Raw genomic sequence first — 26,861 nt, 5'->3', positions numbered from 1 at the left:
AGCAGGTGAGTCGTTTGCCCCTCGACCCGATCTTCGTCGAACGAGCGCGGACGCACCGCGCCTACCTCATCTCGACCGCACTCGAGCAGGCGAAGGCCTTCTTCCTGCGACCGAAGACGACCACCGTCGCGCGCCCGAAGCCAGCTCCCGCGGCAGACCCGACGGCGACCTCCCCGAAGGCCGCCGGACCGAAGGCGAAGCCCTCGAGCCCGACGGCGAAGGCAACCACCGCCGCACCCCGCCGCAAGAAGACGCGCGCACAGCACCGCAAGGCGGCGCGGAACTGGGACAAGAAGGAGCTCGCGACCGTCGGCGTCCCGGGCCCGGAGCTACGCATCGAGGAGCACACGATCCCGGTCGCCGGCTTCCCCGACGTCCGGATCCGGCTCTACCACCCGCCGACGGCCGACGGCGACCAGGCCGTGCCCGCGGTCCTTTCCTTCTTCGGAGGGGCGTTCCGCATCGGCGGGATCGACTACCCGACGACCGACGCGGGGTTCCGTCGTCGGGCGGCCGACGCCGGTGTGGTCATCGCCGCCGTCGACTACGCGCTCGCTCCCGAGCACCGGTACCCGACGCAGCTGGAGCAGGCCCATGCGGCGCTCGTGTGGCTGTTCGCCGAGGCCGCGACGCTCGGGATCGACTCGGGGCGGATCGCCGTCGCCGGGGTGTCCGCCGGCGGCAGCATCGCGGCGGCGCTCACGCTCGTGAACCGTGAACGCGGCCGGCTGCCCATCCGACTCCAGCTGCTCGAGGTGCCGGTCACGGACCTCACCGGAGGCCACATCGACCTCCGTCCCGTGCGGGAGATGGGCATCCCGAGGATCTTCGCGATCAAGGAGCTGCGTTCCGTCGCGAAGACCTACCTCCTCGATCGACGTCAGGCGAAGGAGCCGCACGCATCGCCCCTCCTCGCCCGATCGCACGCGGACCTCCCCCGCGCCGTGATCCTCACGGCCGAGTACGACCCGCTCCGCGGTGACGGCGCGGCCTACCTCGCCGCGCTCCGGGCCGACGGCGTCGACGCGAGCGGGACGATGTACCTGGGCGCGACGCACGACACCCCCATCTTCGGCGGCGTGCTCCCCGCGGCCCGCCGCTGGCACGACGACGTCGTGACCGCCCTGCGATCACTCCACGACGCGGACTGAGTCGGGTCGCCGCGCCCACCGGCTTCCCCTCGGGCCGGAAAGCTGGAATCGTGTCGGCATGGACGCCCACGAGATCCGGAACGCCTACCTCGACTTCCTCGAGCGGAACGGCCACGCGCTGATCACGCGGGCACCGCTCGTCCCGCGCGGCGACACGAGCACCCTGTTCAACGGCAGCGGGATGCAGGCGCTCCTGCCGTACCTCCTCGGTGAGGATCACCCCGACGGACGGCGGCTGACCGACAGCCAGCCGTGCGTCCGGGCCCAGGACATCGAGGAGGTCGGCGACAACCGGCACACCACCTTCTTCGAGATGCTCGGCAACTGGTCGCTCGGCGACTACTTCAAGGAGACGCAGATCCGGCAGTTCTTCACCTTCCTGGTCGACATCGTCGGGCTGGATCCGGAGCGGATCTCCGTCACCTGCTTCATCGGCGATCCCGCGAACGGCATCCCGCGCGACGACGAGGCCGCGTCGATCTGGGCGTCCGTGTTCGCCGAACGCGGGGTCTCCAACGGGATCGCGGAGATCGGCTCACAGGCCGATGGTGACGCCCGCGGGGTGCGGCCCGGAGAGCGGATCTTCTTCTACGACGGCGGCGAGAACTGGTGGTCCCGCGGCGGGTCACTCGAGGGCACACCGATCGGCGACCCGTGCGGCCCCGACAGCGAGGTGTTCTACGACTTCGGCCCCGAGTACCAGGATCCGTCCTACGGCCTCGCGCATCCCGCGAGCGACGGCGGACGGTTCATGGAGATCGGCAACCAGGTGTTCATGCAGTACCGCCGACGCGAGGACGGCTCGTTCGAGGAACTCGCCAGACGCAACGTGGACTTCGGCGGCGGCCTCGAACGCATCGCCGCCGCGTCGATCGACTCCGACGACGTCTTCCGCATCTCGCTCCTGTGGCCCATCGTCGAGCGACTCCAGGAGCTCACCGGGAAACGCTACGAGGACGAGACCGCCGCCATGCGCATCATCGCCGACCACCTGCGCGGGGCGACGTTCCTGGCCGTGGACGGGGTGCGTCCGTCGAACAAGGAGCAGGGCTACGTCATGCGGCGGCTGCTCCGACGGGCGATCCGGCTCGCGCTCTCGCTCGACCTCCACGAGAACTTCTTCGGCGAGATCGTGCCCGTCATCGCCGGCTTGTACGCCGACGACTACCCGGAGGTGGCCGCCGCCCGTGACGAGGTCGTCGCCGTCCTCGTCAAGGAGGAGCAGTCGTTCCGACGCACGCTGGGCGCAGGCCTCCAGATGGTCCAGGGGTACGCCGGGCGGGTCATGACGGGACACGACGTGTTCCGGCTGTCCGACACGAACGGCTTCCCGAAGGAGCTGACCATCGAGGAGGCGGGGCGCCTCGGCATCGAGGTCGCTCCCGACTGGGAGGCGGAGTTCGCCGCCGCCCTCGCCGAGCAGCGCGCGCGGTCCCGCGGGGCGACGCACCTCGGTGCCGCCGGTCTCCCGGGCGGCGACACCGCCTGAGGGTCGGCCTCCGCTCAGTCGCGCTTGAGCATGTCGATGCCGGCGCCGGCGAACTGCCGGAGCGTCGCGTCCGGCAGGAATGCACGGGTGAGCGCCGCGGCGATCCGGGTGAGGTCGCCCTCGTCGCGGTACAGGAGGTAGATCGGCTCCGATCGCGGGTTGAACTTCTGCTTGAACCGGTGGAGGGACGAGAAGCCGTACACGGGCTCCAGGATGCCGCTGAGCTGCCCCAGCAGGTGCGCGATGCGCCCTTCGTCGTCCTCCACCCGATGCGCGAGCGGCGCACCCGAGAGCGAGAGGATCTGAGCGCCCTCCTCGGCGAAGACTTTGGCCGAGGAGGCGATGAGGAACTCCATGACCGATCCGAAGCCCTCCTCGCGTCGCCGCATGAGGTCGAGCGTCCACCCGCGGTGCTCGCTGTCGGGGCCGAATACCGGGAGCCAGCTGAGGAATCCGTCGACGTCGCCGTCGGGTGAGATCGCGAGTGCCAGACGGACCTCCGGGTCGTCGGCCTCCTGCAGGGTCCCGAGGGTGAACCGCATCTCGGGCAGACCCTTGTCGCCGACCCAGCCTTCGGAGATGGCGCGGATCTGCTGTCGGACGCCCCAGGTCTCGGCGGCGTAGGTGCTCATCCGGAAGACCATCCCCTCGCGCTCGGCCTTGTTGAGCGCCGTGCGGATGTTCGACCAGGCCTTGCCGGTGAACGCGAGGCCCGGGAGGTCGACGATCGTGTCGTCGGCGATGATGAGGTCGCGCCATCCCTCGGGCATCGCGTCCTTCGTCGCCTGGCTGGAACTGAAGAAGCACGGGATGAGGGAGTCACGCTCGGCCGCCTGGACGAACTCCTCGACGCTGGCCTGCAGGTGCTCCGGCGGGCCGAGCGGGTCGGCGAGCACGATCGCGACGCCGGCGTGCTTCTGGTAGGGCACGAGGCCCACCGAGGTGCGGAAGTACTCCATGCCGTCCCATGTGGCCATCCACGAGAGTGAGCCACCGCCGTCGGTCCGGATGAGCGCGCGGGCGTCGTCCGCAGAGGGCAGGTCCTGCTGCTGCTTCCGCCCGACGCCGAGCTGTCGGCGTCGGTGGGACGAGAACGCGCTGCGGGTCGCGAGGAGGTAGACGAGGAAGGCGAGCCAGAGCACCGACGTCGCCAGGAACACGTCGGTGTCGCCCCAGTCGATCGGGAGCTCGGCGGGGTCCAGTGGCGACAGCGCCAGGTACAGGACTGCGACCAGGACGTTGAGGATCGCCCAGACGACGCTCAGCACCCATGCCCAGCGGCGACCGAGCCGCAGGCCGTTGGCGACGATGATGATCACGACCGTGTCGATCGCGACGTCGAGCCACGGGCCCTCCGCCGGAGCGGTCGGACCGAACGGGCCGTTGGTCGGCACGAGCAGGGCGACGATCTGGACGACGCCGAGTGCCACGCTCGTCGTGAACGCGAGTAGTCGGCGCTCGCGGACGCTGGCCCGCTGGATGCGGAAGGAACGGTTCACCGCGAGGACGAAGAGCACCGCGAAGGCGTGCTCGAGGTCCGCGAGCGAGCCGATGAAGAGGACCCCGATCGCGGCGTAGGACGCGACGATGATCCAGCCCCGCTGCCGCCAGGGCGAGGCGAAGAGCGACACACAGGCGGCGAAGCACGCCATCGTCCCGCCGGAGGGACCGACGTCGAGCATCCCGGCGAGGCTCGTCGCCCACGGCCAGAGCAGCTGACTGGCGGCCCAGAGGAATCCGGCGGTGGCGAGGACGGCGACGAGCTGACCGGCGGCGAAGGTGATGAGCGCCACCCTCGATCCTCGCCACCACTCCAGCAGGCCGACCCAGGCGAACCCGATCACCGCGAACACGTAGGCCCACGGCTCCACGACGAGGAACGTCCCGGTGACAGGAGTCCACCAGCGTCCCGCCTCGAAGGCGGGCAAGCCGTAGGCGACCGCGTCCCACCATGGTTGCGCCGTCGTCGACTCCCAGAGGCCACGCCCGACGACCCCCACGACGAGGATGACCAGCACCAGGGCGATCGTGACCGGCACCCGGGCGACCACCGTTCGGATCCTCATGCGCGCTGCCCCCTTCGTGGTTCCACGGAGCACACGCGCGCCGTGCGGTCGAGGCTACAGAACGGCCGCGCGCGAACGCAACGCATCGCCGTCCGACAGGCTGACCAGTGCGAGCCAGAGTTCGGCCCGAGCGGCGAAGGTGTCGAGCGGTCGCCCGAGCACCTGCTCCACCCGGGTGATGCGGTTGCGGAGCGTGTGTCGATGGATCCCGAGTCGCCGTGCTGCGGGCTCCCACTGACCATTCGCCTCGAGCCAGCCGCGCAGGCTCGGCACGAGGTCGGAGCCCTCCTCGCGGTCGACGCGGAGCACGGGCTCGAGCAGTTCCTCGGCCACGGCGGCGGCACGCAAGGGGTCGAGCAACCCGGCCATCCCCGCCGCGGCGAGCGCCCCGAACTGTACGACGGCCTCGCCGGCGGAGACGGCGTGCTCGTGTGCGGAGACCGCCTGCTCGATCCCGGTCGTCAGATCAGCGAGCGCGAGGGATCGGGAGAGGCCGAGCCGCCGAGCGGGGGCCGCCGCGATCACCGCCTCGACCGCCCGGTCGACGTCCGTCTCGGTGTCCCCCTCGGCCGCTGCGAGGAGCAGGACAGGCCGTCCGTCCTGCTCGGCGACGAAGAGCGAGCCCGGGCTGAGCGTCTCGGCCCGTTCCAGCTCGGTGAGGAGCGCCTCGCGCCCTTCGGTCGGCCCGGAGCAGACGCCGACACGAACCGCTCCGGTCGGCAACGGCGTACCGAGCTGATCGGCGACCTCGCGCGCCGCAGTGGTCTGTCCGGCGCGGAGCAGCTGCCAGACACCGGTGCGCAGCGAGCGCCCCGCCCGTCCGAGCGCGCCGCCCTGCTCGAGGGTGAGCCCGGCGATGGCGACGACGGAGGTCACGACGCTCTGGGCCGCGGCGTCCAATGGGCCGTCGGTCCCGGCGATGGCGAGCACGCCCCGGAGGTCCCCGCGCCGACCGAGGGTCTGCAGCGAGACCGTGCGGGTGCGGCTCGCGAGCGTCGCCCCCGACCGCTGTCCGCGGCTCAGGAGCATGGTGGCCTCGCCGGCCACCCGCTCCAGGAGGCGCTCGGTCTCGGGACCGGCGGTGGGCCCGTCGCCCGCGATCGCCACCGGTGTCGCATGCGCGTCGAAGAGCACGACCCAGGCACCGAGGGACCGCGCGAGTTCGGTGACGACGGCGGCCGTCGCGTCGGGTCGGAGTGCGGCGAACGCGATGGCGCGCTGGGCTCCCAGGGCCCAGGCGTCCCTCGCCCGCGCCGCCTCGGTGAGGAGGTCGGCCGCGTACCGGATGACGGCGATGAACGGCGTGCGGTACGGGACCTCGATGAGCGGCATCCCGTGCGCCGCGCAGGCCTCGGCGAGTTCCGGCGGCGTCCCGGCCGTGATCACCTCGGTGCCGAACCCCAGTCCGGCGACACCGGCGTCGGCGAGGCGGGCGACGTACGCCTCGACCTGCGTCGTCGACACCGCGGTCCCGAACTGCGTGCCCGTCGTGAGCAGCACCTGGTCGGCGAGGAGGAACGGCGTGGGGTCCGGGAGGTCGGATCCGGAGACCCAGGCGACCTGCCGGTCGAGCGCGCCCTCGGTCCCGGCCACCACGAGCTTCAGGCCGAGCGCACGGTGGTCGAGGAGGTCCTGCAGCGTCGGTGCCATGGCGTGAGTCTACGCACGGATGCCGGATCGTCCAACCAATGCACTTCGAATGGACAGACTGTCGACTGCCTCGACGCGAACCGCTGCCTAGCCTGGGTGCACTGCTCGCGGACGACCTCGGCGCCCCCGCCGGACGCGGCAGCCGAAGGAGTACCGATGACGAGCAGCACCGCAGCCCCCGCGCCCTCCATCCTCGGCGGACCCTCGCTCCCACAGGAACGTCGCCTCGTCACCGCCATCCCCGGACCGATCTCCGAGGAACTCATGGCCCGGAAGCACGCTGCGGTCGCGTCCGGCGTCGGCACGACGATGCCGGTCTTCGCGGCCGGCGCGGGTGGTGGCGTCCTCGTCGACGTCGACGGCAACTCCCTGATCGACCTCGGGTCCGGCATCGCCGTGACCGGCGTGGGCAACAGCAACCCGCGCGTCGTGGAGGCCGTCACCCGACAGCTGCAGGAGTTCACCCACACCTGCTTCACCATCACCCCCTACGACTCCTACGTCGAGGTCGCCGAGGCGCTCAACCGCCTCACCCCCGGCGACCACACCAAGCGCACGGCGCTGTTCAACTCGGGCGCCGAAGCGGTCGAGAACGCGGTGAAGATCGCCCGCAGCCACACGAAGAAGCAGGCGGTCGTCGCCTTCGACCACGCGTACCACGGCCGCACGAATCTGACCATGGCCCTCACCGCCAAGTCCATGCCGTACAAGAGCGGCTTCGGCCCCTTCGCCTCCGAGGTGTATCGCGCACCGCTGTCCTACCCCTTCCGCGACGGCGGGCTCACCGGCGCCGAGGCGGCGCAGCGCGCGATCACCCAGATCGAGAAGCAGATCGGCGCCGACAACCTCGCGGCGATCATCATCGAACCCATCCAGGGCGAGGGCGGCTTCATCGTCCCGGCGGACGGCTTCCTGCCGGCCCTGCTCGACTGGGCCCGCGCGAACGACGTCGTCTTCATCGCCGACGAGGTGCAGACCGGCTTCGCCCGCACGGGTGCGATGTTCGCATCCGAGCACTTCGACATCGTGCCCGACCTCATCATCACCGCCAAGGGCATCGCCGGCGGCCTGCCACTCTCCGCCGTCACCGGACGCGCGGAGATCATGGACGCCCCGCACGCCGGCGGCCTCGGCGGCACCTACGGCGGCAACCCACTCGCCTGTGTCGCCGCCCTTGCGGCGATCGAAGCGTACGAGGAGGAGGACCTCGCAGCCTCGGCCCGGGCGATCGAGACCCGCGTCGTCGACCACTTCACCGCGGCGCAGGCCTCCGACCCCCGCATCGGCGACATCCGCGGGCGCGGCGCCATGATGGCGGTCGAGTTCGTCGACCCAGCCACCGGCGAGCCCGACGCCGCCCTCACAGCACGCGTCGCGAAGGCCGCCCACCAGGCCGGGGTCATCGTCCTCACCTGCGGCACCTACGGCAACGTGGTCCGCTTCCTCCCACCGCTGACCATCCCCCTCGAGCTACTCGACGAAGGACTCGACGTCGTCCTCGAGGCGCTCGCCGCGAACTGACGCCCCGCCCGCCGCTTCCTGAGCTTGTCGAAGGGCCGCCCTTCGACAAGCTCAGGAACCGCCTGTCGAAGGGCGGGGACCGAGGCGGCCCCCGCCCTTCGACAAGCTCAGGGACCGATGTGATCGTCCCCGAGCTTGTCGAGGGGCATGCACGCTGAAACACTGTGACCGACGGCACCGACACCACCAAGGAGCTCCACCCATGACCGACGCACGTGAAACCGATCTGCTCGCCAAGGTCCCGAACGGCCTGTTCATCGGAGGCGTCTGGCGCGACGCGACGGAGGGCGCGACGCTCGACGTGAGCGACCCGTCCACCGGCGACGTCATCAAGACGATCGCGGACGCCTCGATCGCCGACGGCACGGCGGCCCTCGACGCCGCGGTCGCAGCACAGGACGAGTGGGCGGCGACCGCTCCCCGCACCCGCTCCAACATCCTCCGGAAGGCCTTCGACCTCCTCCAGGAGCGCCGCGAGGAGTTCGCCCTCCTCATGACGCTCGAGATGGGCAAGCCCCTCGCCGAGGCGAACGGCGAGGTCACCTACGGCGGTGAGTTCCTCCGCTGGTTCTCCGAGGAGGCCGTCCGCATCTCCGGACGCTACGGGTCGAACCCCGAGGGCACCGGCATGATGACCGTCTCGCAGCACCCCGTCGGTCCGTGCTTCCTCATCACCCCGTGGAACTTCCCCCTCGCGATGGCGACCCGCAAGATCGCCCCGGCGCTCGCCGCCGGCTGCACGGTCGTCGTCAAGCCCGCCGAGCTCACGCCGCTCACGACCCTGTACTTCGTGAAGCTGCTCGAGGACGCCGGGCTCCCCGCCGGCGTCGTGAACGTCATCACCACCTCCAGCTCCTCCGCGGTCTCCGGCCCGATCATCGCCGACCCGCGGCTCCGCAAACTGAGCTTCACGGGTTCGACCGCCGTCGGTCAGAAGCTCATCGAGCAGTCCGCGAAGAACGTCCTCCGCACCTCGATGGAGCTCGGCGGCAACGCCCCGTTCGTCGTGTTCGAGGACGCCGACCTCGACAAGGCCGTGGAGGGCGCGATGGCCGCCAAGTTCCGCAACATCGGACAGGCGTGCACGGCGGCGAACCGCTTCATCGTCCACCGCGACGTCGCGGACGAGTTCGCGAAGCGCGTCACCGACAAGGTCAACGCGTTCCGCATCGGTCGTGGCACCGAGGACGGCGTGACGATCGGCCCGCTCATCGACGACCGCGCGGTCACGAAGGCGAAGACGCTCGTGGGCGACGCCGTCGAGCGCGGCGCCGAGGTCCTCACCGGCGGCGAGGCCGTCGACGGACCAGGCACCTTCTTCCAGCCGACGGTCGTCACCGGGGTCGTGCCGGGGTCCGACATCCTCCGCGAGGAGATCTTCGGCCCGGTCCTCGCGATCGTGCCGTTCGACGACGAGGACGAGGCCGTGCGGCTCGCGAACGACACCGAGTACGGGCTCGTCTCCTACGTGTTCACCACCGACCTCGCCCGCGGACAGCGCATGATCGGCCGTCTGCAGACCGGCATGATGGGCCTCAACGTCGGCGTCATCTCGAACGCCGCAGCACCGTTCGGTGGTGTCAAGCAGTCGGGCATCGGACGCGAAGGCGGACTCGAGGGCATCCACGAGTACCTGTACACGAAGTACACCATGACGCCCATCGGCTGACCCGCCTCGGTCGGCACAACGGAAACCGTCGCCGATCGCCGATACGACCGGCGACCTCGCCATCCTCGGTTCCATCCGACCGCCGGATCCGCCATACTCGACTATCGGCGCCGGTCCCGAGCACCAGCCGACACCCGAGTACCATCCCAGTCCAGAGCACCACCCGGCACCCACAGCCCCACCCGGCCCCCGAGCACCACCCGGCACCCACAGCACCACCCCGGCCCCCGAGCACCACCCCGGTCCCTGAGCTTGTCGAAGGGCCACGAACAGGAAGACACCTCATGAGCGCTATCGAACGCGACGTCGTCATCATCGGCGCCGGGGCCTCCGGGCTCACGGCCGCCACCAAGCTCCGCGCGGCGGGCCTGTCCGTCGCCGTCCTCGAGGCGCGCGACCGCGTCGGTGGTCGCCTCTGGACGAACCACATCGACGGAGCCATGCTCGAGCTGGGCGGCCAGTGGGTCTCCCCCGACCAGACCGCCCTGCTCGCCACGCTCGAGGAGCTCGGGCTCGACACCTACTCCCGCTACCGCGAGGGCGACAGCGTCTACGTCAATGCCGAGGGCGTGCGCACCCGCTTCACTGGCGACATCTTCCCCGTCGCCGAGTCGACCGCAGCCGAGATGGAGCGACTCATCACCCTGCTCGACGAGCTCGTGGAGGAGGTCGGCGTCACCGAGCCGTGGGCGCACGCCCGGGCGAAGGAGTACGACCGCATCTCGTGGAGCGCCTGGCTCGCCGAGCAGACGGACGACGTCGAGGCGCGCGACAACATCGCCCTCTTCATCGCCGCCGCGATGCTCACGAAGCCCTCCCACTCCTTCTCGCTCCTGCAGGCGCTCCTCATGGCGGCGTCCGCCGGCAGCTTCACCCACCTCGTCGAGGCCGACTTCATCCTCGACAAGCGCGTCGTCGGCGGCCTGCAGCAGGTTCCGATCAAGCTCGCCGAGGCCCTCGGCGACGACGTCCACCTGTCCTCGCCCGTGCGTCGCCTCGAGTGGTCCGACGCCGGCGTCTCGGCCGAGGCGGACAGCGTCACGGTCAACGCGCGGTACGCGATCGTCGCCGTCCCGCCGAACCTCTACTCCCGCATCGACTTCCAGCCGCCGCTGCCGCGCCTCAGCCACCAGATGCACCAGCACATGTCGCTCGGGCTCGTCATCAAGGTCCACGCCGTGTACGAGACGCCGTTCTGGCGCGAGGACGGCCTCTCGGCCACCGCGTTCAGCCCGTACGAGCTCGTCCACGAGGCCTACGACAACACGAACCACGAGGACCCGCGCGGCACGCTCGTCGGGTTCGTCTCGGACGAGCGCGCCGACGAGGTCTTCAAGCTGAGCGCCGAGGAGCGTCGCGAGCGGATCCTCACCTCGCTGTCCCACTACTACGGCGAGCAGGCCCTCTCGCCGGTTGTCTACTACGAGAGCGACTGGGGCAGCGAAGAGTGGACGCGCGGCGCGTACGCGGCGAGCTTCGACCTCGGTGGCCTCTCGCGCTACGGCGCCATGCAGTCGACGCCGGTCGGTCCGATCTTCTGGTCGACGAGCGACCTCGCCGCCGAGGGCTACCAGCACGTGGACGGCGCGATCCGCAAGGGAGCCGACACCGCGGAGGCGATCATCGCCCGCCACCAGGCGTAGCGATCCGGGGAGCGGGGCCCACTCCGCTCCCCGCCCTTGTCGAGCGCCCACCCCCGTCGATACCCTGCACCAACGAAACACCCGCACACCGCCGTGCATCCTGGTCCCGGTCCCTGAGCTTGTCGAAGGGCGCACCCGATCGAAAGCGAACACCAGATGAGATACATCGTTGGCTACACCGATACGCCGGCGGGACGCGACGCGCTCGCGCTCGGCATCCGGATCGCTCGGACCACCGGCGCCCGGCTCGACATCGTCCTCGTGCTCGCGAACGAGGAACGCCCGACGATCACCCCGGCCGATCCCGGCTACGAGCGGTTCCTCCGTGAGACGGCGGAACGCTGGCTCGCCGAGGCGCTCGACGCGGTCCCCGCCGACATCACGGCCAAGACGCACCTCGTATACGACGAGTCGTTCGCGGAGGGCCTCCTGGAAGCTTCCCGCATCCTCGAGGGCGGGCTCATCATCATCGGTGCGGCGCGCGGCGGCCTCCTCGGGCGGTTCACGCTCGGCAGCGTCGCGAACACACTCCTGCACTCGGCGGTCGTCCCGGTCGCCCTCGCTCCGGTCGGTAGCCGCGACCTCCTCGACGCGCAGCCCACCGGCGGCACGGTCAGCCGGATCACCTGCGCTATCGGCACCCGGTCAGGCGCGCACCAGCTGCTCGACGCGGCCATCGTCGTCGCCAAGAACGCGGTCATCCCGCTCCGCCTGGTCTCGCTCGTCGCACTCGACCAGCCGGAGGGCGCCGAGCACCCCGAAGCGACCGCCCGGGCCGAGTCGCACGCGGCGGAAGTCCTCGCCTACGCGACCGAGCACCTGCCGAAGGACATCGACGTGACCACCGAGATCGCCTCGGGCACCCGCATCGAGGACGCCGTCTCGCACCTCGAGTGGAAGCCCGCGGAGATCGTGCTCGTCGGTTCCAGCCGACTCGCCACCCCGAAGCACCTCTTCCTCGGCTCCACGGCAGCGAAGATGCTGCGGGAGCTCCCCGTACCCATGGTGGTCGTGCCCCGCGACTCCGTGCTGACCCTCGGAGACCCGACATGACTCCTCCCGAAACCACTCCCCCGCGCGACGTCGCCCACCCCGAGACGACCGCGACGGGCGCCCTCTCCAAGAAGGGCCTCGGCGCCGGCACCGTCGGCCTCGTCGGCGCGATCGTCATCGGCATCTCGTGCATCGCCCCGGCGTACACCCTGACCGGTGCCCTCGGTCCGACCGTCGCGGAGGTCGGCACCCACGTGCCGGCCATCTTCCTCGTCGGCTTCATCCCGATGCTGCTCGTCGCCTTCGGCTACCGGGAGCTCAACAGCCGCATGCCGGACTCCGGCACCTCGTTCACCTGGGCGACGCGTGCGTTCGGCCCGTGGGTCGGCTGGATGGCCGGTTGGGGCCTCATCGCCGCGACCATCGTCGTGCTCTCGAACCTCGCGGGCATCGCGGTCGACTTCTTCTACCTGATGCTGTCGCAGATCTTCCAGAACCCCGACATCGCCGGCCTCACGTCGAACCCGTTCATCAATGTCATCACCTGTCTGGCGTTCATGCTCGGGGCGACGCTCATCTCCTACCGCGACATGCAGACGACGCAGAAGCTGCAGTACGTGCTCGTGGGCTTCCAGTTGCTCGTGATGGTGCTGTTCGGCATCGTCGCCTTCGCGCACGTCGCGGGCGGTGACGCGTTCGACGCCCTCCCGATCTCGCTGGACTGGTTCAACCCGTTCGCCGTCGGCTCGTTCAGCGCCTTCGCCGCAGGCCTCTCGCTCTCCATCTTCATCTTCTGGGGTTGGGACGTCACGCTGACGATGAGCGAGGAGACGAAGGGGTCGAGCTCGACGCCCGGCAAGGCCGCCACGGCCACGGTCGTCATCATCGTCGTCCTCTACCTGTTCCTGTCGGTCGCGCTCATCAACTACGCGGGCGTCGGCGACGGCGAGTTCGGGCTCGGCAACGAGGACATCCAGGGCAACGTGTTCTTCTCGCTCGCGGGGCCCATCCTCGGTCCGCTCGCGATCCTCGTGTCGATCGCGGTGCTGTCCTCCTCGGCCGCCTCGCTGCAGTCGACGTTCGTCTCCCCCGCGCGGACCCTGCTCGCGATGGGGCACTACGGCGCGCTGTCGCCGAAGTTCTCGAAGGTGCACCCGAAGTTCTTCACGCCCGGCTACGCGACGATCGTCTCGAGTGTCGTCGCGTCGGTGTTCTACGCGGTCATGCGCTTCATCTCCGAGGACGTGCTCTGGGACACGATCACGACCCTCGGCATGATGATCTGCTTCTACTACGGCCTGACGGCGTTCGCGTGCGTCTGGTACTTCCGGAAGCAGTGGTTCTCGAGCGCACGGAACTTCTTCTTCCAGTTCTTCTCCCCGCTCGTCGGCGGTCTCATCCTGGGCGTGCTCTTCTTCACCACGATCATCGAGAGCGCGGACCCCGACTACGGCAGCGGCTCGAACATCGGCGGTGTCGGGCTCGTGTTCATCCTCGGCATGATCATCATCGTGGCGGGCATCGTCATCATGCTCATCCAGGCGAAGCTCCGACCGGACTTCTTCCGCAACAAGACGCTCGCCCGCGGCATCGCCGGCGACGCGAACGAAGCGGACGCCGCCCTCCCCGAATGACCCGATGACCTCGACGCCCGTCCGACGCACCGCCGTCGGACGGGCGTCGTGCGCTCGGCGCTAGACTGTTCGCATCCCCGCCGCGTCGCAACGAAAGAGACCTCCGTGCCGACCATCGTCGTAGAAGTCATGCCGAAAGCCGAACTGCTGGACCCCCAGGGCAAGGCCGTCGCCGGCGCCCTCGCGCGTCTCGGCAAGAGCGAGTTCACCGATGTCCGCATCGGCAAGCGCTTCGAGCTCACGGTCGACGGCCCCATCACCGACGCCACGCGCGCCACGGTGCAGCAGATCGCCGACGACATCCTCTCGAACGCCGTGATCGAGGACGTCGTGGCCATCCACTACCCCGAGGGCTCCGAGGCATGACGACCCGTATCGGTGTCATCACCTTCCCCGGTTCGCTCGACGACCGCGACGCCCAGCGCGCGGTCCGCATGGCGGGTGCCGAGCCCGTCGCGCTCTGGCACGGCGACCACGACCTCCAGGGTGTCGACGCTGTCATCCTGCCGGGTGGCTTCAGCTACGGCGACTACCTCCGAGCCGGCGCGATCGCCGCGGTCTCGCCGATCATGACCGAGCTGAAGGACGCCGCTGGCAAGGGCATGCCGATCCTCGGGATCTGCAACGGCTTCCAGATGCTCGTCGAGGCGCACCTGCTGCCCGGCGGCCTCATCCGGAACGCCCACCAGCAGTTCATCCGCCGCGACCAGCTGCTCACGGTCGAGAACGCCGACACCGCCTGGACCCACCAGTTCTCGAAGGGGCAGGAGATCACCATCCCGCTCAAGAACGCCGACGGCGGCTACATCGCCGACGCCGAGACCCTGGCACGTGTCGAGGGTGAGGGCCTGGTCGCATTCCGCTACGCGGGCGTGAACCCGAACGGTTCGCTCGACGACATCGCCGGCCTCACGAACCCCGCTGGCAACGTCGTCGGGCTCATGCCGCACCCCGAGCACGCGATCGAGCCGGGCTTCGGTCCCGACACCCCGCTCGCCATGCGCTCCGGTGTCGACGGTCTCGCCTTCTTCACGAGCGCCGTGCAGGCGCTCCAGGCGGTCTAGCAAACTTACGTCGTTTCCACGCCCGTCCCGATCCGTCGGGACGGGCGTGTTGCGTCGGTGGATGGATCCCGCAGCGACGCCCAGGTCCCTGAGCGTCGCCCCGGTCCCTGAGCCTCAATCCGGTCCCTGAGCCGCACCCCGGTCCCAGGGCCGCACCCCGGTCCCAGAGCCGCACCCCGGTCCCAGAGCCGCACCCCCGTCCCAGAGCCCCCACCCGGTCCCTGAGCTTGTCGAAGGGCGGCCCGCACCACCGGCTACCATCGACACTGGTCGGACCAATCGAGGGGGCAGTATGGCGGAGCCGCTCGAAGCGCTCGTGGCGAGGCTCGTCGAACTGGCCACGCCGGAGCCCGGCACCACCGCGCGGCGCCTGCCGCCGGAACGCGAACTCGGCGAGGCACTGCAGATGAGCCGCGGTGCCCTTCGCGAACAGCTCGCGGTCCTCGAACGGCTCGGCTTCCTCCACCGCACTCAGGGTCGGGGCACCTCCATCGACGCTCCTGGCGACGACTTCGTCCGCAGTTGGTTCACCATCTCCCGTCAGCTGGGCTACCTGTCCGACGGCCAGTTCGCCCGGTCGCGCATGATGCTGGAGGAGACCGTCGCCGAGGCGGCGGCCGGTCTCGTCACCGACGAAGCGGTCGCGGTGCTGCGCGACGACGTCGATCGCATGATCGCCGCGACGCTCGCCGGGGATCACGATGCGGCGCTCGAGGCCGACGTCGACTTCCACAGCCGACTGAACGCCATCGTCGACGACCCGATCTTCCGACTCATGCACGAGGGCTTCAGTCACGTGCTGCGCGAGACGATCCGGCAGCGTCGACTCCGCGCGATCGAGGTGGAGCAGCCGGACGAGCGAGGCGTCCGGCGGACCGACAGCGTGCACTACGCCGTCGTCGACGCCCTGGCAGCTCGAGACGCCGAGGCCGCCCGACGCGCGATGCGCCAGCACTTCGAGGACTGGTTGCAGCTCGAAGCCGACGACGGCGCGAGCTGACGCTTCGCGGCCGCCACGCCGTTCGGGCAACCTCAACCGATCCCTGAGTCTGTCGAAGGGCACTCGTTGGCACTTCGACAAGCTCAGTGACCGGAAGAGATGCACGCGGATTCCTTCCGGACCCAGAGCAACCCCCTCCGGTCCCTGAGCAACCCTCTCCGGTCCCTGAGCAACCCTCTCCGGTCCCTGAGCCTGTCGAAGGGCACTCATAGCACTTTGACAAGCTCAGTGACCGGAAGAGGTGCACCCGCACTCACTCCGGTCTCCGAGGGACCCCCTCCGGTCCCTGAGCTTGTCGAAGGGCCCACGGGAGAACCCCGCGAATCCAGCATGTCTCCTCCGCTCCCTGAGCCTGTCGAAGGGCCCACGGGAGAACCCCGCGAATCCGGCATGTCTCCTCCGCTCCCTGAGCCTGTCGAAGGGCCCACGGGAGAACCCCGCGAATCCGGCATGCCTCCTCCGCTCCCTGAGCCTGTCGAAGGGCCCACGGGAGAACCCCGCGAATCCGGCATGTCTCCTCCGCTCCCTGAGCCTGTCGAAGGGCCCACGGGAGAACCCCGCGAATCCGGCATGCCTCCTCCGCTCCCTGAGCCTGTCGAACGGCCCACGGGGACACTTCCACAACCGGGCCGACTCAGCATCTGGAATGTCAGTGGTCCATGGTGGACTGGTTCCATGACCGAGACCACCTCCGCCGCGATCCGCGCGAGCGACGAGTACGCCGCGCACCTTGCGGAGTTCTCGGACCATTACGCGGACATCCAGCGGCGGCGTGCTGCTTTGGACGCCGAGGAGGCCAGGCTGCTTGCTCGCTCTGCCGCTTACGCGGACGCCTTCGCAGACGTCACGGTTCCGGCGATCTTCCCGCCGGCTGAACGGCAGGCGCTCTCCCGCCGATCGACCTGCGCAGCCCTCGCGATGGCGACGCGCACCCCCGAGCTGACCGTTCAGCGGGCGACGAACGACGCGGAACGGCTCGTCAACGACGCACCGGCCGTGCTGGCCTCGCTCGAAGCCGGCCGCATCTCGGCGCGGCACGCGCAGACGATCATCGATCAACTCAGTGATGTGCCGACCGCAGGGCGGGCGGTGTTCCTCGCTGAGGTCCTGCCGGTTGCGGAAGAGTCCACCAACGCGAACCTCCGCAGGCGCGCCCGCGTCCTGCGCGAGCGCCTCCACCCGGAATCCATCACCGCCCGCGCGGTCCGCTCAGAGGCCGACCGCCGGGTGGAGTTCGAGCCCGCAGCCGACGGCATGGCGTGGGTGCACTTGTTTACGACGGCACCCATCGCGCAGGGCATCATCGAGCGCGTCGAGGCCGCGGCAGCGGAGTCGCGCAATGCGGGTGACACTCGCACGTGCGCCCAGCTGCAGGCGGACGCCCTGGCGGCGCTCGCGCTCACCGGCGTCACGCCGGAAGACGTGATTTCGAGCTCGGTCCTTCCGCACCCGATCGAGGTGCAGGAGCACATCAAGCCAACCGTGCAGATCACGGTCCCGGCGCTCACGATGGCCGGAGTCTCCGACGCACCCGGCATGCTCGATGGCTACGGTCCTATCGACCCCGAGACCGCTGCACGTATCGCAGTGAACGCACCCAGCTTCACCCGGATACTCGTCCAACCCGAGACCGGCACGATCTTGTCGGTCGGGCGGGGCCAGTACCGCGTTCCGGCCGACCTGCAACGGGCCGTGCGCCTCCGGGACGGCACATGTCGGGCACCGGGCTGCGGCAGGCGCGCCAGAGCATGTGACCTCGATCATTCGGTCGCCTGGGACGACGGCGGGACGACAGATGTCGGGAATCTCGCCTGCCTCTGTCGACATCACCACCGGATGAAGCACCTCCCCGGCTGGAACCTCGACCACCAGCCGGGCGGGGTACTCGAGTGGACGACACCTGACGGGAAACACCACCGGACCGAACCGGACCCCGCACCGTTCTAACCCCCGCCGGTCCCTGAGCCTGTCGAAGGGTTCTTCGTGGGCACTTCGACAAGCTCAGTGACCGGGAGAGGTGTACCCGGAACCGATTCGGTACCCGAGCCAGTCGAAGGGTTCCTCGTGGGCACTTCGACAAGCTCAGTGACCGGGAGAGGTGTGCCTGGAACGATGAAGAGTCCCCGTGGGCACTTCGACAAGCTCAGTGACCGGGCTGGACTGTGCTCGCACGCTTTCGGTCCCTGAGCCTGTCGAAGGGCAGCCGAGCCGCGCCACCTCGGTCATCGGGCTAGCGTCGCCCGAATCACCCTCGATCTCTGAGCTGCGCCGCACTGAGCCTGGCGACGTGTCGAAGGGTGCCTCCTGGGCACTTCGACAAGCTCAGTGACCGGAAGAGGCCTGCCCCGAATACCGCGGTCCCTGGGCCTCTCGACGAGCGACCGGGCACCCACCACCGGGCGCTTGCCCGCGTCGACATCCGCGGTTACGATTGGTCCAACCAATCCCCCGGAGGACGCCATGGCATCGACGCCACAGCCCGCACACACCATCACCTTCGTCGGCATCGGCGCGATCGGCCTGCCGATGGCCACCCAGCTCGCCGCGGCCGGCCACCGGGTCACGGGCGTCGACCCCTTCCCCGCCGCACGGGAACGCGCGGCCGCCGCAGGCATCAGCGCGGTCGAGTCGATCACCGAGGCACCGCAGGCCGACACCGTCGTGGTCATGGTCGCGACGCCCGACCAGCTCGCCGAACTCGTCACCCTCGCCCTCGCCGACACTGATCCCGCCGGCCAGACCTGGATCATCATGAGTACCGTCGGCCCCGCCTCCGTCGTCGAGCAGGCCGCCCGTCTCGAAGCCGCGGGCGCAGCGGTGGTCGACGCCCCGGTCACCGGCGGCGTGGCACGCGCCAGCACTGGCGAGCTCACCATGTTCGTTTCCGGATCCCCCGCCGCCACCGCGGCCGCAACGGAGCCGCTCGCCGCTCTCGGCACCGCCAGGATCGTCGGCGAAGCCATCGGCGACGGCCAGGCGATCAAGGTCGTCAACCAGCACCTCTGCGCGGTGCACATCGCCGCTGCCGCCGAAGCCCTCGCCCTCGCGTCCTCGCTCGGCCTCGATCCGGCGGCCGTCCTCCCCCTCGTCGAGTCCGGTGCGGCCGCATCCTGGATGCTGTCGGACCGAGGACCCCGCATGCTGCAGGACACCGATGCCCCGGTGATGAGCCGCGTCGACATCTTCGTCAAGGACACCGGCCTCGTCGCCGATGCGGCGAGCGCCGCCGGAGCCGCTACCCCCGTCCTCGATGCGGCGCGCGAACGCTTCCTCGCCGCTGCGGCGTCCGGCCTCGGCGCACGCGACGACTCCCGAGTGATCGAGACCTACCAGGATGCCGGCCACCCCCGCCAGGAGACCAACGCATGAAGACCCTCATCCTCGACGACGGCACGTCGCACCGCCCAGGAGCCCCACGCATGACGCCCCAGCCCCTCGGAGCCGCACGTTCCACCACCCAGGGGACCAACGCATGAAGACCCTCATCCTCGACGACGACCCCACCGGCACGCAGTCGGCCTCCGGCGTCGACGTCCTCCTGGAATGGGACGCCGACCTCATCGAGCAGGCCCTCGGCCGAGCCGACGCGGTCTACCTGCTCACGAACACCCGCGCCGTCCCGGAGGACGAGGCCGTCGCGCTCCTGGAACGCACCCGCGAGCAGGCGGCGGCGGCCGGCCGTCGTCTCGGAGAACGCATCCACGTCGTCCTCCGAGGCGACTCGACCCTGCGCGGGCACGTGTTCCCCGAGACCGCCGTCTTCACCGGGGACCGCAGCGTCATCGTGTTCGTCCCGGCCTTCCCGGAGGGCGGGCGCACGACGATCGACGGCACCCACTACGTCCGGATCGGTGACGAGACACTGCCGGCCCACGAGACGGAGTACGCCCAGGACCCCGTGTTCCCGTTCCGCTCGGGACATCTGCCGGACTACGTGCGCGAACAGTCCGGGCGGGAGGCCGCCCACTTCGGCCTGGCGGGTCTCCGCGACGGCGCCGCCGAGTTCCGTGCAGCGCTCCGTGACGCCGCTCCCGGAACGGTGCTCCTTCCGGACGCGGAGACGGGAGACGACGTCCGGATCATCGCGCAGGCCATCACGGCGGCCTGGGCCGATGGAGCCGACGTGGTCGTCCGATCTGCGTCACCCCTCGCTGCGGCCATCGCGGGCGTCGAGAGCGACGGCCTCCTCCCCTCGCCGCTCGTCGCGAAGCCGGTCGCCGCGCTCCTCGTCTGCGGCTCCCACACCATCGGTGCGACGCGACAGCTCGCGCCCGTCGAGGCGGCGTTCGGCCCCGCCGAGATCGTCCCCACGAGCGACGCCCTCCAGGATGCCGTCGCCACTGGGCGGGCCGTGGCGGAGGCCGGTCGAGCGAGACTCACCGCGACGGGGTTCGCCGCGATCTCGTCCGAGCGGGAACGGGACGCCACGCACAACACGCTCGACCACGGCGAGCGGGTGATGATCGCACTGACGTCGGCGACCGCTGCGCTCCGACGATCGGTGGAGGTCGTCGTGTCGAAGGGCGGCATCACCTCCGCCGAGGTCGCCCGGGTCGGACTCGGTGCCAGGCGCGCACGCGTCCTCGGGCAGGTGCTGCCAGGGGTCTCGGTGTGGAGCGTGGTGACACCCGAGGACGAGGAGAAGCTCTACGTGGTCGTCCCGGGGAACGTCGGCGACCCGTCGACGCTCGTGGACGTCCTTGCAGCGCTCGGCCGGACCGCCTAGCGCCCGAGGATCTCCGACGCGTTGTGGTCGATCCACGCCATCAAGGGCATCAGGTGCTCGTTGAGGTCGCGACCCCGGTCGCTCAGGCTGTACTCGACACGGGGCGGGATCTCGGGGTGCGCGACGCGGACGACGATTCCGTCCTCCTCGAGCGTGCGGAGCGTCTGGGCCAGCATCTTCTCGCTGATGCCCTGGACCACGCGTCGCAGCTCACCCCAGCGATGAGTGCCGTCGGACAGCGCCAGGAGGACGAGGACGCCCCACTTGCTGGTCACGTGGTCGAGCACCGTGCGCGAGGGGCAGGCGGCAGGCAGGATGCCGTCGGTGAATCCGGGGCGTCTTCCCAGCTGCGTGTCTACGCTTGTCATGACTCATTCCTTACTTATCGGACAGTAGCTTACCTCAAAGTGGGTACTGCAGATCGGGAAGTAATGTGATCGGAAGCGGGTTCCTCCTCAGCGAACCCCATCGAAAGGACCCTCACATGTCTCTCGTCGTCACCGGAGCCACCGGCCAGCTCGGCCACCTCGTCGTCGAGCACCTGCTCGCCCGCGGCACCGACCCCGCCACCATCGTCGCCACCGGCCGCCGGACCGAGGCGCTCGCCGATCTCGCCGCACAGGGCGTCCGCACCGCGAAGGTCGACTTCGCCGACCCGGCCACCCTCGACGCCGCCCTCGAGTCCGGCGACACGGTCCTGCTCGTCTCCAGCAGCGAGGTCGGCCAGCGCGTCGCCCAGCACGCCGCGGTCATCGACGCCGCCAAGCGCGCCGGCGTCGCCCGCCTCGTCTACACGAGCGCGCTCCGGGCCGACACCTCCCCGCTGATCCTCGCCCCCGAGCACAAGGCGACCGAGGAGCTCATCCACGCGTCCGGCCTCCCGTTCACCATCCTCCGCAACGGCTGGTACACCGAGAACTACGGCCAGTCCGTCGACCAGGCCAAGGCGACCGGATCGTTCGTCGGGAGCGTCGGCGACGGTCTCGTGTCGAGCGCGTCGCGCACCGACTACGCGGAGGCGGCCGCCGTCGTCCTCACCACCGAGGGCCACGAGGGCAAGGCCTACGAGCTCGCCGGCGACGTCGCGTGGTCGCACCCCGAGCTGGCGCAGGCGATCGGCGAGGTCGTCGGCCGCGAGGTCGTGTACCAGGACCTCTCCCCTGAGGACCACCTGAAGGCGCTGCTGGCCGCCGGTCTCGACGAGGGCACCGCGGGATTCGTCGTCGCCCTCGACGGCAACACCCGTGACGGGCTCCTCGCCGACACGAGCGGCGACCTCGGTCGCCTCATCGGGCGTCCGACGACGCCCCTGGTCGACGGGCTGCGCACGCTCGTCGCCTGAGCCGCCGTCCACACCTCCTGCAATCAGCCGGGCCCGGAGCGCTTGCTTCGGGCCCGTTCGCGTGCGCTGAGGCTCCGACTGAAGGATTCCGTTGCAGAAACGCGATCAGACGCACGAATCCGTCACCTCGATCCGGGTTATGCTCTCGATACCGCTAGCGCGCCGAGGATGACGCGCCGGCCAGACGGCACCACCGACGCTTCGAGCAGGTGATATGACGAGCAACGCGGACACGGTCTTCACCGGAGGCACCGTCTTCCGGAACGCCCTGCTCACGCCGCAGACCGGAGCCGTCGCCGTCTCCGACGGCCGGATCGTCGCCCTCGACGCCGATGCACACGCGGCGATCGGTCCCGACACCGAGATCGTGGACCTCCGAGGCGGTCTCCTGCTCCCCGGCTTCGTCGACGCGCACGTCCACCCCGTCGAGGCCGGACTCGAACAGCTCGCGTGCGACCTGTCGGCCGAGCGCACACCCGAGGGGTACCTCGCCACGATCGCCGCCTACGCCGAGGCCCACCCCGAGCGCCCGTGGATCGTCGGCGGCGGCTGGCAACAGGCCGCCTTCCCCGGCGGCACCCCGCTCGCCGCGGACCTCGACCGAGTGGTGCCGGACCGGCCCGTCTTCCTCCAGAACCGCGACCACCACGGAGCCTGGGTGAACACCGAGGCACTCCGTCTCGCCGGCATCGACCACACCACACCGGACCCCGCCGACGGCCGGATCGAGCGGGACGCGAACGGCACCCCGAACGGCATGCTCCACGAGGGTGCCCGCTCGCTCGTGTCCCGGTTCGTCCCCGTCGACACCGACGAGGACGTCGCGGCCGCCCTCGTCGCAGCCCAGCAGACCCTCCACAGCTTCGGCGTCACCGGCTGGCAGGACGCGATCGTCGGCGACTATGGCAGCCACACCGACACGAGCGACGCCTACCTGCAGGCGATGGCGGACGGGTCGCTCACCAGCGACGTCGTGGGGGCGCTCTGGTGGGACCGGGATCGTGGACTCGAGCAGATCGACGACCTCGTTGCACGCCGCGCCGCGATCGCACGCCGCGCCGCAGCCCTCGGGACGACGACCGGGCGCTTCACCGCGGGCACCGTCAAGATCATGCAGGACGGCATCCCCGAGAACCGCACCGCGGCGATGATCGACCCCTACCTCCGCACCTGCCACTGCGGTGACACCGCGCCCGAGCACGGCATCTCCTTCCTGGAGCCCGCCATCCTCATCGAGGCGGTCACGAGACTCGACGCCGCGGGGTTCCAGGTCCACTTCCACGCGATCGGCGACCGGGCGGTCCGCGAGTGCCTCGACGCCCTGGAGGCAGCGCGGGAGCGCAACGGCGAGAGCGACAACCGGCATCACATCGCGCACGTGCAGATCGTCCATCCCGACGACCTGCCGCGGTTCGCCCGACTCGGCGTCACGATGAACATGCAGGCGCTCTGGGCCACGTGGGAGCCTCAGATGCTCGAGCTGAACCTGCCCCTGCTCGGCGACGAACGCGCCTCCTGGCAGTATCCGTTCGGCGATGCGGCACGACTCGGCACCCTGCTCTGCGCCGGATCGGACTGGCCCGTCACGACCCCCGACCCGTGGCAGGCCCTGCATGTGGCCGTCAACCGGACGCTCCCGGCCGACGATCCCGACCACCACCCCGAACCACTGAACCCCGGCCAGTCGCTGACGCTCGGAGCGGCGATCGGCGCGTACACGCACGGGTCCAACCGGATCGACCACCGCGACGACACCGGAGTGATCGAGGTCGGCGCCGTCGCAGACCTCGTCCTCGTCGATCGTGACCCGTTCGCCGGCCCCACCACCGAGATCGCGCACACCAGGACCGTCGGGACCTGGATCGCCGGACGCCGCGTCTTCACCTCCACCACCACATCAACCGAGCAAGGAACCTGACATGAAGAACCGATACCTGCTCCCGGCCGCACTCACGGCCGCCGCCGCGCTGCTGCTCACCGGCTGCGTCAACAACGAGGTCGCCACACCGGACGCCACCGGCTCAGCGGCCGCGGTGACCGTAGACAAGGCCGCCGAGGCCCTGCTCCCCGACGACATCCGTCAGGCCGGCAAGCTCATCCTCGGCACCGACGCGACCTACGCGCCCAACGAGTTCAAGGACGCGAACGGCGACCCGATCGGGTGGGAGATCGAGCTCGCCGACGCGATGGCCGGCAAGCTCGGCCTCACCACCGACTACCAGGTGGCGAAGTTCGACAACATCATCCCGAGCATCACCGGTGGCAAGTACGACGTCGGGCTGTCGTCCTTCTTCGACACCAAGGAGCGCCAGCAGCAGGTCGACATGGTCGACTACTTCACGGCCGGGATCCAGTGGGCGACCCTCGCGGGCAAGTCCGTCGACCCCGACAACGCCTGTGGGCTGAAGGTCGCCGTCCAGAACGGCACGACGGAGGCCCTCGACGACGTCCCCGCCAAGTCGCAGGCCTGCACGGACGCCGGCAAGCCCGCGATCGAGGCCCTCGGCTACGACACGCAGGACGAGGCGACGGCAGCGGTCACGCTCGGCCGCGCCGACGCGATGACCGCCGACTCCCCGGTCGTGCAGTACGCCGTGCAGCAGAGCGACGGGAAGCTCGAACTCTCCGGCGACGTCTACTCCACGTTCCTCTACGGCATGCCGATCGCGAAGGACCGCGGCGACCTCGGCAAGGCCCTCCAGGCCGCCCTGCAGTCCCTCATGGACGACGGCACCTACGGCTCGATCCTGAGCAAGTGGGGCGTCGAGTCCGGCGCCATCGACAAGATCGACATCAACGGCGCGACGAGCTGACCGTGAGCGACTCCAGAACCACCGGAACGGCGTCCGCGCCCCCGGTGCCGTTGAAGGTCGTCAAGCTCCGCCATCCCTGGCGGAACGTGTTCGCCGTCATCATCGTGCTCTTGCTCGTCGCCTTCGTGGTCGACGCGGCGACGCGACCGGCGTACGACTGGCCGGCCGTCGGCAAGTACGTCTTCGACCGGCGGATCACCATGGCAGCGCTCATCACGCTGCAGCTGACGGTGTACTCGATGATCGGCGCCATCGTCCTCGGCGTCGTGCTCGCGATCATGCGACTGTCACCGAATCCGGTGCTCAAGGCCATCGCATGGGGCTTCGTCTGGCTGTTCCGCGGGACGCCGGTCTACGTGCAGCTGGTCTTCTGGGGCCTGCTCGCGACGATCTACCCGACGCTCAACATCGGCCTGCCGTTCCTCCCGCCGATCGCACAGCTGCCGACGGACGCTGCGCTGAACACCTTCTGGATCGCCGTCATCGGGCTGGCACTCAACGAGGCCGCCTACATGTCGGAGATCGTGCGCGCCGGTCTGCTGTCAGTGGACCGCGGACAGGAGGAGGCGTCGACGGCGCTCGGGATGAGCTGGGCGCAGACGATGCGGCGGGTCATCCTGCCGCAGTCGATGCGGATCATCATCCCGCCGACCGGCAACGAGGTGATCTCGATGCTCAAGACCACCTCGCTCGTGACGGCCGTCCCGTTCACGCAGGAGCTCTACACGAGGTCGCGGGACATCTCGTCCGAGACGTTCAACCCGATCCCGTTGCTCATCGTCGCGTCGCTCTGGTACCTGCTGTTCACCTCGATCCTGATGGTGGGTCAGTACTTCCTGGAGAAGCGGTTCGCGCGCGGGCTCACCCGGATCGACGCGGGGGCACCGGTCACGACCGAGGCCATCCAGGTCCAGGAGGCGGAGGCGCGCGCGAAACAGAGCCCCGCCGACGGCGAGAGCGGAGAACGACGATGACGATCACGGACACGACCGACATGGTCCGCGCCGAGGGCGTGGTGAAGTCCTTCGGCTCGAACACGGTGCTCAAGGACATCTCCCTGACGGTGCGACGTGGCGAGGTGATGTGCCTGGTCGGGCCGTCGGGCTCCGGCAAGTCGACCTTCCTGCGCTGCATCAACCACCTGGAGCGGGTCGACGGCGGACGGTTGCTCGTCGAGGGGGACCTCATCGGATACCGCGAGCGGGGCGACAAGCTCTACGAGTTGAAGCCCAAGGAGGCGGCGAAGCAGCGGCGCGACATCGGCATGGTGTTCCAGCGGTTCAACCTGTTCCCCCACATGACGGCGCTCGAGAACATCATCGAGGCGCCCATGCAGGTGAAGGGCCAACGGCGAGCGGTCGCCGAGCAGCGCGGCCGGGAACTCCTGGACCGGGTCGGTCTGAGCGACAAAGCGGCTGCGTACCCCGGCCACCTGTCGGGTGGTCAGCAGCAGCGGGTCGCGATCGCGCGGGCCCTCGCGATGGATCCGAAGCTCATGCTGTTCGACGAGCCGACCTCGGCGCTCGATCCGGAGCTGGTCGGCGAGGTCCTCGACGTCATGAAGGGGCTCGCGAAGGACGGCATGACCATGATCGTCGTGACGCACGAGATGGGGTTCGCCCGAGAGGTGGCCGACTCGCTCGTGTTCATGGACGGCGGCGTCGTCGTGGAGACGGGAGCGCCCCGCGAGGTGCTCGCCAATCCGCAGCACGCCAGGACACGCGCATTCCTGTCGAAGGTGTTGTGAGCACGAACGCCGCCCGCTCTCCCAGACTGGGGCGAGCGGGCGGCGTTCCACCCGAGGACGGGCGGGCGAAGGGGCTCAGTGGAGCTTCTTCTGGACTTCCTTCTGGGCCTTCGCCGTGGCCTTCTTCGCGTTCTTCACGGCCTTCTTGCGCGCCTTCTCGACGCGAGGGTCGTTCCAGAACTCTTCTGCGGCGTGCTTGATCTCGCGGTACCGGGTGCGTCCGGCCTTCGCGCCGAGCGTGTAGGCACCGAAGGCGATGAGGCCGACGATGATGAGGAGGATCTTCTTACCCATGGTGTTGCTCCCTCTCCCACGGATCGCCGTGGGGCGTTGATGTGTCCCGATGGTTCATC

22 protein-coding genes are annotated in these 26,861 nt (G+C 69.9%); 18 read left to right on the top strand and 4 right to left on the bottom strand.

Annotated features, from left to right (window positions below; all coding sequences use genetic code 11):
* Positions 1–5 precede the first annotated feature (5 nt).
* Together ITJ66_RS05300 and ITJ66_RS05295 are read left to right on the top strand one after the other, a co-directional pair.
* A complete protein-coding gene (locus ITJ66_RS05300) occupies positions 6–1,151 on the top strand; it encodes an alpha/beta hydrolase (protein WP_370582574.1) in 1,146 nt (381 codons plus the stop codon).
* Between the two features lie 58 nt (positions 1,152–1,209).
* Positions 1,210–2,640, top strand: a complete 1,431-nt coding sequence (locus ITJ66_RS05295; RefSeq protein ID WP_137242327.1) for an alanine--tRNA ligase-related protein — start codon at positions 1,210–1,212, stop codon at positions 2,638–2,640.
* Positions 2,641–2,654: 14 nt separating this feature from the next.
* Here ITJ66_RS05295 and ITJ66_RS05290 read toward each other — a convergent pair whose 3' ends face one another.
* Positions 2,655–4,706, bottom strand: a complete 2,052-nt coding sequence (locus ITJ66_RS05290) for a bifunctional lysylphosphatidylglycerol flippase/synthetase MprF (RefSeq protein ID WP_194643854.1) — start codon at positions 4,704–4,706, stop codon at positions 2,655–2,657.
* Positions 4,707–4,760: 54 nt separating this feature from the next.
* Complete coding sequence (locus tag ITJ66_RS05285; protein WP_194643851.1) at positions 4,761–6,356, bottom strand: PucR family transcriptional regulator; 1,596 nt, start codon at positions 6,354–6,356, stop codon at positions 4,761–4,763.
* Positions 6,357–6,512: 156 nt separating this feature from the next.
* Between ITJ66_RS05285 and gabT the strand changes: the two genes are divergently transcribed.
* The 11 genes from gabT to ITJ66_RS05230 all read left to right on the top strand — a co-directional run bounded on the left by gabT (position 6,513) and on the right by ITJ66_RS05230 (position 20,606).
* The gene (gene gabT / locus ITJ66_RS05280; protein ID WP_194643849.1) at positions 6,513–7,877 is read left to right on the top strand and encodes a 4-aminobutyrate--2-oxoglutarate transaminase; all 1,365 of its coding nucleotides are present in this window, start codon (positions 6,513–6,515) and stop codon (positions 7,875–7,877) included.
* 202 nt (positions 7,878–8,079) lie between these two features.
* Positions 8,080–9,546 (top strand): NAD-dependent succinate-semialdehyde dehydrogenase, encoded by a 1,467-nt coding sequence (locus ITJ66_RS05275; protein WP_194643847.1) that lies wholly within the window; start codon positions 8,080–8,082, stop codon positions 9,544–9,546.
* Between the two features lie 284 nt (positions 9,547–9,830).
* On the top strand, positions 9,831–11,189 hold the full coding sequence (locus ITJ66_RS05270) for an NAD(P)/FAD-dependent oxidoreductase (RefSeq protein ID WP_137242332.1): 1,359 nt from the start codon (positions 9,831–9,833) through the stop codon (positions 11,187–11,189).
* Positions 11,190–11,345: 156 nt separating this feature from the next.
* Positions 11,346–12,242 carry a universal stress protein gene (locus tag ITJ66_RS05265; protein WP_194643845.1) on the top strand — a complete coding sequence of 299 codons (897 nt, stop codon included), beginning with the start codon at positions 11,346–11,348 and terminating at the stop codon, positions 12,240–12,242.
* Positions 12,239–13,816 (top strand): APC family permease, encoded by a 1,578-nt coding sequence (locus ITJ66_RS05260; RefSeq protein WP_079705048.1) that lies wholly within the window; start codon positions 12,239–12,241, stop codon positions 13,814–13,816. The genes ITJ66_RS05265 and ITJ66_RS05260 overlap by 4 nt, the downstream gene beginning before the upstream one ends.
* 105 nt (positions 13,817–13,921) lie before the next feature.
* Complete coding sequence (gene purS, locus ITJ66_RS05255) at positions 13,922–14,182, top strand: phosphoribosylformylglycinamidine synthase subunit PurS (protein WP_064294182.1); 261 nt, start codon at positions 13,922–13,924, stop codon at positions 14,180–14,182.
* Positions 14,179–14,880, top strand: a complete 702-nt coding sequence (gene purQ, locus ITJ66_RS05250; protein WP_064294181.1) for a phosphoribosylformylglycinamidine synthase subunit PurQ — start codon at positions 14,179–14,181, stop codon at positions 14,878–14,880. The genes purS and purQ overlap by 4 nt, the downstream gene beginning before the upstream one ends.
* Before the next feature lie 292 nt (positions 14,881–15,172).
* Positions 15,173–15,880 carry a FadR/GntR family transcriptional regulator gene (locus ITJ66_RS05245; protein ID WP_194643843.1) on the top strand — a complete coding sequence of 236 codons (708 nt, stop codon included), beginning with the start codon at positions 15,173–15,175 and terminating at the stop codon, positions 15,878–15,880.
* 675 nt (positions 15,881–16,555) lie between these two features.
* Positions 16,556–17,827, top strand: a complete 1,272-nt coding sequence (locus ITJ66_RS05240) for an HNH endonuclease signature motif containing protein (protein WP_192018784.1) — start codon at positions 16,556–16,558, stop codon at positions 17,825–17,827.
* A gap of 513 nt (positions 17,828–18,340) precedes the next feature.
* The gene (locus tag ITJ66_RS05235; protein ID WP_137242337.1) at positions 18,341–19,249 is read left to right on the top strand and encodes an NAD(P)-dependent oxidoreductase; all 909 of its coding nucleotides are present in this window, start codon (positions 18,341–18,343) and stop codon (positions 19,247–19,249) included.
* A gap of 103 nt (positions 19,250–19,352) precedes the next feature.
* Entirely contained in the window at positions 19,353–20,606 is a 1,254-nt protein-coding gene (locus tag ITJ66_RS05230; RefSeq protein WP_194643841.1) for a four-carbon acid sugar kinase family protein, read from the top strand.
* On the opposite strand, the gene ITJ66_RS05225 is transcribed toward ITJ66_RS05230, so the two are convergent.
* A complete protein-coding gene (locus ITJ66_RS05225) occupies positions 20,603–20,974 on the bottom strand; it encodes a helix-turn-helix domain-containing protein (protein WP_194643839.1) in 372 nt (123 codons plus the stop codon). The two genes, ITJ66_RS05230 and ITJ66_RS05225, sit on opposite strands and share 4 nt — an antisense overlap.
* Positions 20,975–21,090: 116 nt before the next feature.
* Here ITJ66_RS05225 and ITJ66_RS05220 point away from each other — a divergent pair, with 116 nt between their 5' ends.
* From ITJ66_RS05220 to ITJ66_RS05200, 5 genes are all read left to right on the top strand, one after another.
* Complete coding sequence (locus ITJ66_RS05220) at positions 21,091–21,948, top strand: SDR family oxidoreductase (RefSeq protein WP_192018787.1); 858 nt, start codon at positions 21,091–21,093, stop codon at positions 21,946–21,948.
* Between the two features lie 214 nt (positions 21,949–22,162).
* On the top strand, positions 22,163–23,866 hold the full coding sequence (locus ITJ66_RS05215) for an amidohydrolase (RefSeq protein ID WP_194643837.1): 1,704 nt from the start codon (positions 22,163–22,165) through the stop codon (positions 23,864–23,866).
* Between the two features lies 1 nt (position 23,867).
* On the top strand, positions 23,868–24,761 hold the full coding sequence (locus ITJ66_RS05210; RefSeq protein WP_192018789.1) for an ABC transporter substrate-binding protein: 894 nt from the start codon (positions 23,868–23,870) through the stop codon (positions 24,759–24,761).
* Between the two features lie 2 nt (positions 24,762–24,763).
* Entirely contained in the window at positions 24,764–25,735 is a 972-nt protein-coding gene (locus ITJ66_RS05205; RefSeq protein WP_079705041.1) for an amino acid ABC transporter permease, read from the top strand.
* A complete protein-coding gene (locus ITJ66_RS05200; RefSeq protein WP_274598595.1) occupies positions 25,732–26,508 on the top strand; it encodes an amino acid ABC transporter ATP-binding protein in 777 nt (258 codons plus the stop codon). The genes ITJ66_RS05205 and ITJ66_RS05200 overlap by 4 nt, the downstream gene beginning before the upstream one ends.
* 75 nt (positions 26,509–26,583) lie before the next feature.
* Here the strand turns inward: ITJ66_RS05200 and ITJ66_RS05195 are convergent, their stop codons facing one another.
* A complete protein-coding gene (locus ITJ66_RS05195; RefSeq protein WP_064294172.1) occupies positions 26,584–26,802 on the bottom strand; it encodes a hypothetical protein in 219 nt (72 codons plus the stop codon).
* Positions 26,803–26,861: the final 59 nt, after the last annotated feature.

The sequence above is a fragment of the Plantibacter sp. VKM Ac-2885 genome (assembly GCF_015351205.1).
In the GTDB taxonomy this organism is placed as follows: Bacteria; Actinomycetota; Actinomycetes; order Actinomycetales; family Microbacteriaceae; genus Plantibacter; species Plantibacter auratus.
This window is presented reverse-complemented; position numbering and strand designations above follow the sequence as displayed.